The organism is Lysinibacillus sp. GW821-FHT14F06 (genome assembly GCF_058803665.1).
In genome coordinates, this window is record NZ_JBXAPF010000017.1 from 1 (window position 1) to 15,092 (window position 15,092).

Consider the following 15,092-nt stretch of genomic DNA (forward strand, 5'->3'; position numbering starts at 1 on the left):
TCAACCCCTCGTTTTGAAAAAGGGCTATACTTTTTAAATTGTCACCTTGATTTCATTGACATAATAGTATTTCAACAGAATGAGGCAATCTCAATTTAGTTTGAGATTGCTTTTTTATTGCGTTGATTTAGCGGAGTGACGGATAGAATCATTAAAGTGCTGGATAGGGCCTCAAAACTGATGAATAAAACATTCAAAGTAATGGATAGAATTCTCAAACTTAATTAAGTAGAGAATAAAATCTCTAGATACATATAGAATTGTTAAAAACTTCTTACTCATGTACAATAAATGCTATAATATTCTGATAATTAAAGTTTTCTAATAGTTTAATAATCAAGAATATATTTCATAAATTCCAAATACACTTTAGGGTGATGGATGATAGGAAATAGGAGAATTACGTTGCAAAGGGGTTTTTCATAATGAGAGAAGTGGTGATTGTAGCGGCTGTTCGTACAGCGGTTGGCAGAAGAAAAGGAGCATTAAGCAATGTACGAGCGGATGATTTAGCGGCAGATGTTCTACAGGAGGCGGTGCAACGTGCAGGAATCCAGAAGAATCAGGTTGAGGATGTTATTTTAGGCTGTGTGACACAAACAGCCGAACAAGGTGCTAACATTGCTCGAACAGCCTTATTAATGGCAGGCTTTCCTGAGACTGTTCCTGGTGTAACTATTGATCGACAATGTGGTTCAAGTCAGCAGGCCGTGCATTTTGCAGCACAAGCTATTTTGGCAGGTGATATGGATATCGTTATTGCTGGTGGGGTTGAGAGTATGACAAGGGTGTCAATGGGTACTAATATGCAGAGTGCTCATGAGGGTAAACGCTTACAGGATAACTATGCCATTATTCACCAAGGTTTATCAGCAGAGAAAATGGCAGAAAAATGGAGCTTTTCAAAGGAGCAGCTAAATAACTATGCCTACAATAGTCATAGACGAGCATTAGCAGCGATGGAAGCTGGCTATTTTACAGATGAAATACTACCAATTCAATTTACACAAGAGGATGGCTCTGTTTCAACTTTTTCAATTGATGAGGGACCAAGAGCTGAGACGTCAGTTGATAAATTAAATGGATTGAAAACCGTTTTTCAGGAGGATGGTGTAATAACAGCTGGTAATGCAAGTCAAATGAGTGATGGCGCATCGGCAGTCGTCGTTATGTCCTTAGAGAAATCACAGGAACTTGGTATACAGCCGCTTGCTAAAATCATCACAAGAGTTGTTGTCGGTTCAGATCCGACCCTCATGTTAACTGGTCCAATAGAGGCAACTAGAAGAGCACTAGAACGTTCTGGTTTAAAGATTGAAGATATAGATACGTATGAAGTGAACGAAGCTTTTGCGCCTGTGCCACTTGCTTGGCTGCATGAAACTGGAGCAGATCCTGAGAAGCTCAATCCATATGGGGGAGCTATTGCTTTAGGTCATCCATTAGGGGCAACGGGTACAAAGCTACTAACTACGATGCTCTACAGAATGCAGCGGGAAAATTTACGCTATGGACTACTGGCTATTTGTGAAGGTATGGGCATGGCAAATGCCACTATTATTGAAAAAATGTAAAAGGGGTTGTAGTGGATGAAGTGTCATGAAGTAATAGCTATTGTAACAGGAGGAGCGTCTGGATTAGGGGAAGCCACTGTCCGAAAAATCGTTGCGGAGGGTGGTAGAGCCGTTATATTTGATGTCAATGACGAGCGAGGTCATGCCCTATCAGAGGAATTGGGAGACAATGTTGGATATGCACACGTTGATGTAACAAAAGAAGCGGATGTAACCGTAGGGTTGGAACAAGCGTTAACAATGTACGGTTCCATTAATGTTGCAGTTAACTGTGCAGGTATTGCTGATGCAAGCAAGGTAATTTCAAAGCGTGGTGTGCATGCACTTGCTCTATTTGAAAAGGTCATTGCTGTTAATTTAATCGGTACCTTCAATGTTATTCGTCTTGCAGCTGAGAAAATGCAGCATAATGAGCCGAATGAGGATGGTCAACGTGGCGTTATTATCAATACTGCCTCGGTAGCTGCGTTTGATGGGCAAATAGGACAAGCAGCCTATAGCGCATCAAAGGGTGGTGTAGCAGCGATGACATTGCCAATTGCTCGGGAACTAGCAGAGATAGGTGTACGTGTGATGACGATTGCACCAGGGTTAATTGAGACACCAATGTTTGCATCATTGCCAGAGCCAGCACGAGAGGCACTGGCAAAAATGACGCCATTTCCTAAACGTCTTGGGAAACCATCTGAATATGCACTATTGGTCGAAAGTATTATCCAAAATGGTTTATTAAATGGTGAGGTAATACGCTTAGATGGAGCTATTCGTATGCAGCCGAAGTAAGGCATATCATAAAAAAGCTAGTGCTTATAGCATTAAGCATTTCTAGCAAGATATTGTGCTTGCAGCAGTCAGCCATGGATGTTTCAAAAATTTTGTGAACAAAGGGGAGAGTATGATTATGCATATGATGGATACACCTTTAGTATTAACAAGTTTTTTGAATCGAGCAGAACGATTTTTCCATGCAAAAAAAATATATTCACGGACAAGCCCCACAACTATTCATGAGTTTACCTATAAAGACTATGTAAAACGGACTCGTCAATTAGCGGACGCCCTTACAAAACTTGGAATGGAACGTGGTACAAAGGTGGGTACCTTTGCTTGGAACCACCACCGACATTTAGAAGCCTATTTTGCTGTTCCATGTGCAGGAGCTGTGTTGCATATGATTAATATTCGTTTAGCACCTGAACATATGGCCTATGTTATTAATCATGCGGAGGATGAAATACTACTCATTGACGATAACTTGGTGCCGCTTATTGCACCAATTGTCTCTCAGTTGAAAACCGTGAAGCATTTTATCGTAATGGGGGATGCAGTCATACTGGAAACCATTCCCTTACCGAATGCCCTTTCCTATGAAGAATTGCTTAAAAATGCAAATGATTGCTTTACATTCTCAGAGGATTTAGATGAAAACACACCCGCTGGCATGTGCTACACAAGTGCAACTACAGGAATGCCAAAGGGTGTCGTTTATACGCATCGCAGTATCGTTCTTCACAGTATTGCTGCTGGGCTCTCTGATAGTATTGCAATTAGTGAAGGAGATGTTGTATTACCTGTTGTTCCAATGTTTCATGCAAATGCGTGGGGATTTCCATTCGCTAGCGTTTTATTTGGTGCTACACAGGTGCTACCTGGACCAATGTTTACCCCGCAGTTGCTATTGGATTTATTTGAAACATATAAGGTTACACTCACTGCTGGTGTGCCGACAATTTGGCTTGGTGTATTACAGGAACAACGAAAAAATTCACGTGATTTATCCTCATTGCGCTTAATTGTTTGTGGGGGATCTGCATCACCACAGGGGCTCGTTCGTGGCTTTGAACAGGAGCTTAAAATTCCTTACATTACAGGCTATGGTATGACAGAGACATCGCCACTAGTTAGCTTGTCGACATATTTAACACATATGGAAGATTATACGTCTGATGAAAAAATGGCTGTACGAATTACACAGGGCATAACAGTGCCGCTTATTGAAACACGTGTTGTAAATGAAAATGGTGAAGTTCCTTGGGATAGCAAAACAATGGGGGAACTGACAATTAGAGGTCCGTGGGTTGCTGGAGAGTACTATAATGATGAACGAACATCCGAAGCCTTTAAAAATGGCTGGCTCTACACAGGGGATATTGCAGTCATGACAGCTGACGGTTATATAAAAATTACAGACCGAACAAAAGATTTAATTAAGAGTGGTGGGGAATGGATTTCGTCAGTGGAGCTTGAAAATGCCTTAATGTCACATCCTAAAGTATTTGAGGCGGCAGTGATCGCAATTCCCCATGAAAAATGGATTGAACGACCTTTAGCATGTGTTGTACCGAAGCCTGAGTATAAAGACACTATTACAAAGGTAGAGCTACTAACTGATTTAGAAAATCAATTCCATAAAACATGGATTCCAGATGATGTTGTATTTTTAGATGAAGTACCGAAAACTTCTGTCGGTAAATTCTTAAAGGCAAAGTTACGAGAAGATTTGAAGGATTATCGAGTAGAGGTATAATAGACTAAGACATTGAAGGTGGTGATGAGCTACCTTCATTTTTTATGGGAATTTTTCAGTAGGGAAAAATATTCATAAATTGATGTAAGAAGGAACAGAAAAAATGAAACTATTTTTTCCATTTTGCCGTATAATCATTATTAATGAAAGGATGTGGACGTATTGTCAATTGCAATTGTTGCGATTATCGGAGGAGTCATTATTTCTTTAGCTGGCATTTTTACGGACGCTCGCACAAGACAGCAAAAAATTAAACTAAAGTCTATCGATAAAGAGCTTGAGTTGGAAAAACTCAGATTAGAAACATATACGATGGAGACAGAAAAAATGCGTCTAGAACTAGAGCAATCGAAAGTGTTATTACTAGAGGAAAAACAAAATTCAAATAAGTAACTTGGATTACAATGAAAGACTATTTCAGGATTGGCACTTTTCCGCTATAATGGAAATACGACGCTAGAGGGGAAGATAACCGTATGTCTGATTATGAACAATTTATAGAAGGTATAAAGCGCAAAACAGGAATTGATTTAGCGTTATATAAAGAAGCGCAAATGAAAAGACGATTGACTTCTCTCTATGAGAAAAAAGGATATCGTAATTTTGTAGACTTTCTAAGGGCACTTGAACAAGATCGTGATTTAATGAATGAATTTTTAGATCGCATGACGATTAATGTTTCTGAATTTTATCGAAATGGGAAACGCTGGGAAGTGTTACAAAAGAAAATATTCCCGAAATTATTGCAATCAAATAAGCGTTTGAAAATTTGGAGTGCTGCTTGTTCAACAGGTGAAGAACCGTATTCACTAGTGATGGTATTATCTCAATTAATACCCTTATCTCAAATCCAAATCATTGCCACAGATTTAGATGAAAATGTCATTCAAAAGGCAAAGTTAGGTGTATATCCAGAGCGTTCTTTAGCAGAGGTGCCGAACGATATTAAAGCCAAATATTTTGAACAAGAAGGCTCTTTTTTTAGAGTCAAAGATGAAATTAAACGTTGTGTAACCTTTAAAAAGCATAACCTTCTGAATGATTCCTACGATTCAAATTATGATTTAATTGTGTGTCGTAATGTGATGATTTACTTTACAGAAGATGCAAAGGATCAGATTTATGGGAATTTTAGTAAAGCATTGCGAAAGGATGGAGTTTTGTTTGTTGGTTCAACAGAGCAAATCTTTAATCCATCACGGTATGAATTTGACGTAGAAGATACGTTCTTCTATAGACGAAAATAATTAATAATATGAGAAAAGCACTGGTACAATAGACAACATGAATGTCATGTACATATTTGAAGGCATCGGACATAGAGAAATCGTACGCTTTTCGCTTAACATAAGCAAAAGGCGTATTTTTTATTTAATAGATGAGCGAATGAAAAAAATCACAATTTACGATTGAATGGACAGCAGTATCTATCTTCATTTTGTAGAGAATATAGATGGAGTTTTAGATGTACGTAAAACGTTCAGAATATTCGCATTTAAAATAGTGTTTTCAATGATAGAATTGCTTTAAATTCATAAGTTGCTAGAACAGTTCAAAATTTGTAAACAATAAACGAGAGACTGAAAGACATTTGCAAAAGGACTGTTTTTTTAGAGAATATATGTTATAGTGAAAAATACATACTTTAGCGAGTTGAAGGGAGAAAGCGTTTATGCGTTACTTAACAGCGGGAGAGTCACACGGCCCCCAATTAACAACAATTATTGAGGGATTACCATCACTCTTGCCAATTACAGCAGAAAAAATTAACCACGATTTAAAGCGTCGTCAAGGAGGACATGGTCGCGGTCGACGTATGCAAATCGAAACAGATACAGTGGAAATAGTTGCTGGTGTTCGTCATGGACAAACACTTGGTTCTCCCTTAGCACTCGTAGTCTCAAATGATGATTGGAAGCATTGGACTAAAATTATGGGAGCAGAGCCATTAGCAGAAGATGTGAATCCAGAAGACATCAAACGTCAAATTTCACGACCACGACCAGGACATGCTGACTTAGTAGGAGGCATGAAATACGGACATCGTGATTTAAGGAATGTGCTAGAACGTTCCTCTGCACGTGAGACAACTGTTCGTGTAGCTGTAGGTTCAGTGGCTAAAGCTTTATTAAATGAATTAGGCATCTCTATTGTGTCTCATGTAACAGAAATTATTGGTATTAAGGCAGATACATCTTTAGTGGAGGGAAAATCTGCTGATGAAATTCGTGCAATTGTTGAAGCAGACCCATGCTACTGCGTAGATCCAGAGGCTTCTGCCAAAATGGTAGAGGCGATTGATGAAGCGAAAAAAGCTGGTGATTCAATTGGTGGTGTTGTAGAGGTTATTGTTGAAGGAATACCAGCTGGTGTTGGATCATATGTTCATTATGATCGTAAGCTTGATGCCAAATTAGCAGCTGCTATGCTGTCTATTAATGCATTTAAAGGTGTTGAATTTGGAATTGGCTTTGAAATGGCAAGTCGCAAAGGTTCTGAAGTACATGATGAGATTATTTGGTCTGAAGAACAAGGCTATACACGTGCAACAAATCGCCTAGGCGGCTTAGAAGGCGGGATGTCTACGGGAATGCCAATTGTAGTACGTGGTGTTATGAAGCCAATTCCTACATTATATAAACCTTTGCAAAGCGTTGATATTGAAACAAAAGAACCATTCAAAGCAAGTGTAGAGCGCTCAGATAGCTGTGCAGTACCTGCAGCATCAGTTGTAGCAGAGCATGTTATTGCCTGGGAAATTGCCAATGCTATTTTGGAGCAATACCATAGTGATCAATTACCACAACTAAAAGCTCAAATTGAAGAACAACGTCGTTATACAAAGGGGTTCTGATTTATGCGAGTACCAGTTGCAACGAAATCACATCAATATGAGGTTGTTCTTGGCCATAATTTTTTAGCGGAAGCAGTAAAAGCATTTGAGGATAAGCTTCAAAAAGCTGATAAACTCATTGTTTTTACAGATGTCAATGTATGGGCAGCTCAAGGAGATTATTTCAAGGCAAATTTCCCATATGAGTTTAATGTGTTTGTCTTACCAAGTGGCGAGGCATGCAAAAGCTTTGAACAGTACAATGCAGCACAGACATTTTTATTACAACAAAAATGCTCTCGCAAATCCTTTGTTTTTGCATTTGGCGGAGGTGCTGTTGGAGATTTAACTGGCTTTGTTGCTGCTACATTTATGCGTGGAATACCATTTATCCAAATACCAACAACCATTTTGGCACATGACTCAGCAGTTGGTGGTAAAACAGCCATTAATCATCCACTAGGAAAGAATATGATTGGTGCATTTTATCAACCTGAGGGAGTTATTTACGATACTGTATTTATTGAGAGCCTACCTGAACGTGAGGTACGTTCGGGTACTGCAGAAGTGATCAAGCATGCCATGATTTCGAATGCAGCATGGTTAGAGGAATTAATGACAGCCGAAACTGTCATTCATTTCAGTACAGAAGAATTAGCAATACAGCTTCGAAAGGGTATTGAAGTGAAGGCTCAAATAGTTGCAGAAGACGAAACAGAACAATCTGTACGGAAGTTTTTGAACTTAGGTCATACGTATGGACATGCCATTGAGGCAGCAGCGGGTTATGGAAAAGTAGCGCATGGTGAAGCAGTTATGATTGGGCTTGTTTATTGCTTATTATTAAGTGAGCGATATGGTGAGCTGGATCGTCATTTTACTAAGTCATTTTTACATTTTGCCGTGAAGAATGGCTATCCATTTGAGGCTGTAAATGATTATACTTTTGAACAATTGACAGAGTATTTAATGAAAGATAAAAAAGCGGAGTATGGGATTTTGCAATTTGTTTTGCTTGAAAAAGTTGGTAAACCTTTTGTGCAGCCGATTGATCTAGGAGAGTGCAAAGAGGTAGATGCAGAATTTCGACAGCTATTAGCGGAGGTGCTTGTATGATTCGTGGACTTAGAGGAGCAATTACAATTGAATCTGACAAGCCAGAGCTTGTATGGGATGAGACAGCAAGATTAGTGCGAGAGGTAGTAGCAGCAAATCAAGTAGAGGTGGATGATATCGCTTCAATCCTTATATCCACAACACCTGATATTACGTCTGCATTTCCGGCACGTGCTGTACGATTAATGGACGGGTGGCAATATGTTCCTGTTATGTGCACACATGAAATGGATGTACCGAATGCATTACCATTATGTATTCGTGTATTAATTCATGCTGATGTAGAAGTAGCACAAAAAGATGTAAAGCACTTGTATCTCAATGATGCAGTGAAATTAAGACCAGATTTAGCCCAAGCTTAAAAAGTAGAGGAGATGTTTGAGATGAAATGGAAACAACAATTGGACGGTATGCAAGCTTATAAGCCAGGTAAACCAATTGAAGAAGTACAACGTGAATATGGCTTAAAGGAAGTCATTAAATTAGCATCGAATGAGAACCCGTTTGGATGCTCACCTAAGGTAACAGCTTATTTACAAAATAATGCAGTGAATCATGCCCTTTATCCAGATGGCTATGCGCAAAATCTACGTACGGCTGTTGCAAATTTTCTAGGTGTGAAAGAAACACAGCTTCTTTTTGGGAACGGCTCTGACGATATCATTGCTATTATTACACGTGCTTTGTTGTATCCAGGGGTAAATACAGTTATGGCTGATCCATCCTTCTCTCAATACTGGCATAATGCTGAAATAGAGGGTGCAGAAGTACGAAAAATACCATGTATTGAAGGTGCACATAATTTAGATGCAATGGCAGCGGCAATTGATGATCAAACATCCATTGTTTGGGTATGTAGTCCAAATAATCCAACAGGTGTTGTTATTCCGGATATAGACCTACGTGCCTTTCTTGCAAAGGTACCAAATGATGTCCTTGTCGTATTAGATGAAGCCTATATCGAATATGTGACACATCCTGGACACAAAGATACGCTACCATTAATCGACGAGTATCCAAATGTATTATTAATGCGCACATTCTCAAAAGCATATGGTCTTGCTTCATTCCGAGTTGGCTATGCGATTGGACAACCAGATGTCATTGCTAAGCTTGACCCAGTAAGAGCGCCATTTAACAATACTATTTTAAGCCAAGCAGTTGCGGCAATCGCTTTAAGTGATCAAGACTATATACAAGCATGTCGTGAGGCGAATGAAAACGGTAAAAAGCAATATATTGAATTTTGCAAAAAACATAATTTAAAATACTTTCCTACTGATACAAACTTTATTTTCTTTAATATTAATGCTGATAGCGATGTTGTATTCCAAGAGCTGATGAAACGAGGCTTTATAGTCCGAAGTGGAAAGGCTTTAGGATTACCTGGATTTATCCGCGTAACAATCGGTACAGAGGCTCAAAATGAAGCGTTACTTGGTCAACTTGAGAATGTCCTTAAAGAACAAGGGGTTTTTGCATGACACGCAAAGTACTCGTTATTGGGCTTGGCCTAATTGGTGGCTCAATTGCCTTGGCATTACAGAAGGCGCCAGAAACGAAAATTATTGGCTATGATATGGATGCTAAAACACGTGAGCATGCTCAAACGCTAAATATCGTTCATGATATTGTGGTAGATCCCAAATCAGTTGCTGCTGACGTAGACGTTATTATATTTGGGACGCCAGTAAACGCAACACTTGAGTGGATGGAACAATTGAAAACATGGCCATTAAAGAAAAAAGTTATTGTAACAGATACAGGAAGTACAAAAAAAATGATTATGCAAAAGGCTGGGGAATTAAGAGAGCTAGGCATTACCTTTATTGGGGGGCATCCGATGGCGGGCTCTCATAAAAGCGGTGTATTAGCTGCGAAAGCCCATCTTTTTGAAAATGCTTATTATATGCTGACACCACTAGCTGGTGAAGAAATTATCAACATGGCTCAGCTTGAAAGTTTATTAAAATTCACACATGCAAAAGTAGTCAGTGTTTCAGCTCGCGAGCATGATCATATGACAGCTGTTGTTAGTCACTTTCCACATTTTGTAGCTGCCTCTCTTGTGCATCAATTAGGTGGTGAAAATGGGGAATATCCGATGACACGTTCACTTGCAGCAGGAGGCTTTCGTGATGTAACACGTATTGCCTCATCCAATCCGATATTATGGCGAGATATTACATTACAAAACCGTGATGAACTCATTGCACAGCTAGAGGGCTGGGAAAAGGAAATGGGGCGTGTAAAGGAGCTTCTACTACAAGGGAGTTCGAATGATATTGAAGGCTATTTTGCGGTAGCGAAAGAGCTTAGAGATGAATTACCGATAAGTGCAGGTGCAATGTTTACCTCATTTGACTTATATGTAGATGTTCCTGACTATCCAGGGGTCATTTCTGAAGTAACAGGCCTGCTTGCAGATGAAGCAATCAGTATTACGAATCTACGTATCGTAGAGTCCCGTGAAGATGTTTTCGGGATTCTTGTAATTAGCTTGCAAAATGAAAGTGACAGAGAACGTGCAGCGGCTTGTATCCAAAGGCGTGCAAAATTTGAAACATATATTTCATAGGTGCTTCTTAGTTATGGAAATGCCTGTTTACAAGAAAGCGTCGAATTACGGCGCTTTCTATCTTCATATTGGAGGGGAAAAACAATGAGTGAAAAAGTATTACAATATAATAAACCTTCCTTACAAGGAACTTTAACGATCCCAGGTGACAAATCAGTTTCTCACCGTTCGGTTATGTTTGGAGCGATAGCAACAGGTAAAACGACAGTAGATGGCTTTTTATTAGGAGAGGATTGTTTAAGTACAATTGATTGCTTCCGTAAACTCGGTGTAAAAATAGATGTGGAAGGTACAAATGTCTCCATAGACAGTCCAGGAATTGACGCATGGCAAGAGCCTTCTGAGGTATTATTTACTGGCAACTCAGGGACAACGACACGCCTAATGTTAGGGATTTTAGCAGGTTCCAAAGTCCATTCAGTAATGATGGGGGATGCATCAATCGGCAAGCGACCAATGCGTCGTGTCATAGATCCTTTACGTCAAATGGGCGCACACATTACGGGGAGAGCGAATGGTCAATACACCCCATTAGCTATCCAGGGGACACCGTTACAGGCGATTGATTATCATATGCCTGTTGCCAGTGCACAAGTGAAATCGGCTGTTCTACTGGCAGGCTTACGTGCGGAAGGTACCACTATCGTACGAGAAACGGAAATTTCTAGGGACCATACTGAACGCATGCTCCGTCAATTTGGTGCAAAGATTGATGTGATGGATGGTGTAATCTCATTTGAAGGAGGTCAAACTCTAACAGGGACACATGTGTCTGTACCAGGTGATATTTCGTCAGCTGCCTTTTTCTTAGTGGCAGGTGCTATCTGTCAAAATAGTAAAATCACGCTAGAAAATGTCGGCATTAATCCAACGCGCGACGGTATCATTGAAATTCTTCAAAATATGGGTGCCTCAATGACAGTGATTCCAAATGAAGATAGTCAGTCAGAGCCGACTGCAACAATTACAATTGAAACGTCAACATTAAAAGCCACTACAATTGAGGGAGAGATTATTCCTCGACTTATCGATGAAATTCCAATTCTTGCTTTATTAGCCACACAGGCATATGGCAAAACCATCATTAAGGATGCTGAGGAGCTAAAAGTAAAGGAAACAGACCGAATAGCGGCTGTGGTAGATGAATTAAGAAAACTTGGTGCTAAAATTGAAGCTACGGAAGATGGTATGATGATTGAGGGACCAACTCCATTACAAGGTTCTAGCCTTCGAACATATGGAGATCATCGTATCGGTATGATGGGCGCCATAGCAGCACTTATAACAGAAGGAACGGTTACATTAGACGACGCTGACTGTATTGCAGTGTCTTACCCAACATTTTTTGAGCATATCGAATCTGTAAAGTAAAAAATGGTGAAAGACTTCCCAAGTAATTGGGGAGTTTTTTCTTGTTTCGAAAGAAAATGTTTTGTAGCATAAAGATATCAATGAAAGAATAGGTGAATGACTGTGAACAATGCGATGACTGAAATGATGCAAGCGCTTGAACAAGGGGACTTAGCATTAATTGATCAGCTGATGGAATCTTTTTTAATGAAGGAGCTGCCCGAAGAAATTTATGCACTAGCTGAGGTTTTTATGCAGTATGGGTATATGAAAGAAGCTGACCGTGTACTGGAGCATTTACAATTTTTATTCCCAGATGAAGCACAGTTAAAAATCGATCGTGCAAATGTTTTAATGGAGCTTGGTGATGAGGATGATGCATTAGATTTATTACTGGAAATTGAGGAGACCTCCCCTGAATATCCACAAGCTTTATTAGTCTTAGCGGATTATTACCAAATGCAAGGATTGTTTGAGGTGGCAGAAAAGCGTATCAATGAGGCGTTAGCTATTTTACCTGATGAGCCGTTATTGCATTTTGCTAAAGCAGAACTATTATTTGAAACAGGCCGTTTTTCAGAGGCTGCGAGACTATATGAAGAGTTAAATGAACAACAAGGCGAATTTGCAGGTGTAAGCCTTCTTGAACGCCTTGCTGAGGTATATAGGGCTGGTGCGGCCTATGAAACAGCTTTAGAGTATTATTTAGCAGCTCTTGAGGATGAAGTAAAGCCAGATATTTTATTTGGCGCAGCTTATTCTGCATTTCAATCACAAAAATATGAAATGGCAATTAAGCAATTAGAAGAATTAAAAGAATTAGATCCTGATTATTTTTCTGCCTATTTATTACTCGCCGAAAGCTATGCTATGACAGAAGATAATAAAAAAGCCTATAGTGTTATTCTGGAAGGTTTAAAACGGGATGAATTCGATAAAACCTTATATTTATTTGCTGGCAAAATGGCGCTGAAAAATGGACTACAGGCTGAAGCAGAACAGTATTTACGTGAGGCGATTGCGTTAGATCCTGAATACATGGAGGCAGTATTAGCCTTAATTTCTCTTTTGGCACAGCAAGAACGATTTGATGATGTCATCGAATTATTTGAGACTTTGCAGCAGAATGATTTTGAATGGAGCGCTTTATATCCATTTGCTGCTGAGGCATATGAAAATTTAGAATTGTACGACCGTGCATACGAATTTTACAATTTGGCATATAATGATTTTAAGGAAGACGCAACATTTTTAGAAAAATATGTTTACTTCTTGTTAGAGGAAGGAAAGCGTTCAGAAGCGAAGGAAGTACTCGGCCAATTAATAGCTATTCAACCAGGTGAACCAGAGTGGCAAGAGAAGTTAGAATCCTTAGAATTTGAGTAAAGGAGGGAGTGGGTATGACTGCTTCTGTATCAGTTGTCGATAAAAAAGCATTTGTTCGATGGTTTTTAAAAAATTATCAATTGAAACGTCGTGAGTGTGTATGGATTTTAAATTACCTTTTAAGTAATGATGAACTATTAAAGCGAATCCGATTTGTTGAAGAAGCACACTATTGCCCAAGAGCAATGGTGATGTCAACTGTTGACTCAACTGGTGTGCCATTTCGTTTTTATAAAGGCAATGTAATGACAGCAGATGCTGAGAAATCCTTTCATGATTTACGCTTACATGAACAAGAAGATATGTATATACAATTGAATTTTCCGAATATACCACCAAGTGCACAATACTTAGCAGTTCTTGAAGAAAACCCTTATATGCCAGAAACACTTATTGTAAGTGAAAAAGACCGTTTACTGGCAGAAGAGCTGCTTTCCAACAGCTTACTCGTATTCCAAGAAGAAAAATTACTCGCACAAATTGATGAAGCTCTCGATCAGGGAGATGAAGAGCGCTTTTATGAATTGTCCAATTTGTTACAAGCTTTAAAAGAAACGGCTAATTTACATTAGTGATAGGTAAAAATTGAATGTCCTTTATCCACCTCGATATGGTAACATAACTAGTGAATGATTGTTTTCACTTTTTATTGGTTATCCTAATTGAAGAGTGGAGAAGGGCATTTTTATCTTCATTCAGCAAATGTTTTTTGTATCGAAAGCATAGCGGCAGATGTTTTATGCACGTAAGCGTAGCGGCAGTAGCAGATACAGAAGACTCCCACCTCTACAGATGGTGGATGAATGCGGTTTTGGTTTCTTTTCAGTGGGTGTCCAAACCCCTACTGAAATAGAGGAACTCAGTCTAAAATCTTCACATTCTGTGAAAACGCCTGAGTGACCAACATCATGTTGCTGCCGCTGCGTTAGCATTACGCTTTCGCACAAAAAACATCTGTTGGCCCAAAGCCTCCGGCGGATCTCACGGATTTTCAAAGGAATGAATAAAAGGATGTTAGCCTAAAATTTTCGCATCCTGCGAAAACGGCTAACTGACCTGCATCGGTCAAAACGCCACGTCCTGTGGCATTACCGAAATGACCGAAATCGTGTCGGCCCTCGTGCAGGTCTAGGCACAATTCAAAATCCGGACGCAATTACGCCAAGGCGAAATTGATGTTGGTAAGATAAGGAGGTTTGTTGAATGTATTTTAACGCAAACGATGTGACATCGTTTATGGCGCAGAAGGAATTTATCGATACAGCAATTGTTCCACTCGTATCTATCGATCTAACTTCTGAAAAAATGAAACAGAGCGGAGCAGAAGCAGATTTTTTGTTATCGTTGACATCATTTATTGAGCAGCAATTTAAAGGTCGTTTAATACTGTTGCCACCATTTTCGTATAGTGCATCTATGAAAAATGAAGAATTGCCTCAGCAATTAGAATCACAATTACATAATGCTGGTTTTAAGCATGTGTTCTTCATTACTTGTGACCATTTTTGGACAAATATTGGAGAAGTAGTAAATGTTATTTGGTTACCAGCGATTCCATTAGAAAGCATGGATAAAGGTGTGAAAAACTCTATTCTTGAGGATCAACTACGACAAGTGATTCCGACTTTTTCGACCAAATGGGCACAGATTTAACAATTTGTTTCAATAAATGTTCACATTCTCCAGCTTTCCACAGAATGCTATATTGACCAAGCTATGGACTTGATA

14 protein-coding genes are annotated in these 15,092 nt (G+C 39.3%); all 14 read left to right on the forward strand.

Translation table 11 applies throughout. The features are described from left to right. Positions 1-425: 425 nt before the first annotated feature. The 14 genes from AC1RNS_RS15315 (at position 426) to AC1RNS_RS15380 (ending at position 15,017) form a co-directional block, all read left to right on the forward strand. Positions 426-1,574 carry a thiolase family protein gene (locus tag AC1RNS_RS15315; protein ID WP_492993843.1) on the forward strand — a complete coding sequence of 383 codons (1,149 nt, stop codon included), beginning with the start codon at positions 426-428 and terminating at the stop codon, positions 1,572-1,574. Between the two features lie 15 nt (positions 1,575-1,589). Further along, on the forward strand, positions 1,590-2,357 hold the full coding sequence (locus AC1RNS_RS15320) for a 3-hydroxyacyl-CoA dehydrogenase (protein WP_492993844.1): 768 nt from the start codon (positions 1,590-1,592) through the stop codon (positions 2,355-2,357). A gap of 118 nt (positions 2,358-2,475) precedes the next feature. After that, the gene (locus tag AC1RNS_RS15325) at positions 2,476-4,101 is read left to right on the forward strand and encodes a long-chain fatty acid--CoA ligase (RefSeq protein WP_492993846.1); all 1,626 of its coding nucleotides are present in this window, start codon (positions 2,476-2,478) and stop codon (positions 4,099-4,101) included. Positions 4,102-4,263: 162 nt separating this feature from the next. Beyond that, entirely contained in the window at positions 4,264-4,494 is a 231-nt protein-coding gene (locus tag AC1RNS_RS15330) for a hypothetical protein (protein ID WP_283871531.1), read from the forward strand. An 83-nt stretch (positions 4,495-4,577) separates the two neighbouring features. Further along, the gene (locus AC1RNS_RS15335; protein ID WP_492993848.1) at positions 4,578-5,348 is read left to right on the forward strand and encodes a CheR family methyltransferase; all 771 of its coding nucleotides are present in this window, start codon (positions 4,578-4,580) and stop codon (positions 5,346-5,348) included. A gap of 425 nt (positions 5,349-5,773) precedes the next feature. Beyond that, the gene (gene aroC, locus AC1RNS_RS15340; protein WP_492993850.1) at positions 5,774-6,955 is read left to right on the forward strand and encodes a chorismate synthase; all 1,182 of its coding nucleotides are present in this window, start codon (positions 5,774-5,776) and stop codon (positions 6,953-6,955) included. Positions 6,956-6,958: 3 nt separating this feature from the next. Continuing rightward, positions 6,959-8,050, forward strand: a complete 1,092-nt coding sequence (gene aroB, locus AC1RNS_RS15345; protein WP_492993852.1) for a 3-dehydroquinate synthase — start codon at positions 6,959-6,961, stop codon at positions 8,048-8,050. Further along, positions 8,047-8,412 carry a chorismate mutase gene (gene aroH, locus AC1RNS_RS15350; RefSeq protein WP_492993854.1) on the forward strand — a complete coding sequence of 122 codons (366 nt, stop codon included), beginning with the start codon at positions 8,047-8,049 and terminating at the stop codon, positions 8,410-8,412. Before aroB ends, aroH begins: the two co-directional genes overlap by 4 nt. Positions 8,413-8,433: 21 nt before the next feature. Next, the gene (gene hisC, locus AC1RNS_RS15355) at positions 8,434-9,534 is read left to right on the forward strand and encodes a histidinol-phosphate transaminase (RefSeq protein WP_492993856.1); all 1,101 of its coding nucleotides are present in this window, start codon (positions 8,434-8,436) and stop codon (positions 9,532-9,534) included. Then, positions 9,531-10,628: a prephenate dehydrogenase gene (locus tag AC1RNS_RS15360; RefSeq protein WP_492993857.1), complete on the forward strand. Its 1,098-nt coding sequence runs from the start codon at positions 9,531-9,533 to the stop codon at positions 10,626-10,628. The genes hisC and AC1RNS_RS15360 overlap by 4 nt, the downstream gene beginning before the upstream one ends. 84 nt (positions 10,629-10,712) lie before the next feature. Then, positions 10,713-11,999, forward strand: coding sequence for a 3-phosphoshikimate 1-carboxyvinyltransferase (aroA, locus tag AC1RNS_RS15365; RefSeq protein WP_492993859.1), 1,287 nt, complete (start codon positions 10,713-10,715; stop codon positions 11,997-11,999). Positions 12,000-12,095: 96 nt separating this feature from the next. Then, positions 12,096-13,364, forward strand: coding sequence for a tetratricopeptide repeat protein (locus tag AC1RNS_RS15370; protein WP_492993860.1), 1,269 nt, complete (start codon positions 12,096-12,098; stop codon positions 13,362-13,364). Between the two features lie 14 nt (positions 13,365-13,378). Further along, positions 13,379-13,936 (forward strand): ReoY family proteolytic degradation factor, encoded by a 558-nt coding sequence (locus tag AC1RNS_RS15375; protein WP_427544396.1) that lies wholly within the window; start codon positions 13,379-13,381, stop codon positions 13,934-13,936. A gap of 631 nt (positions 13,937-14,567) precedes the next feature. Further along, positions 14,568-15,017, forward strand: a complete 450-nt coding sequence (locus tag AC1RNS_RS15380; RefSeq protein WP_492993862.1) for a DUF2487 family protein — start codon at positions 14,568-14,570, stop codon at positions 15,015-15,017. Positions 15,018-15,092: the final 75 nt, after the last annotated feature.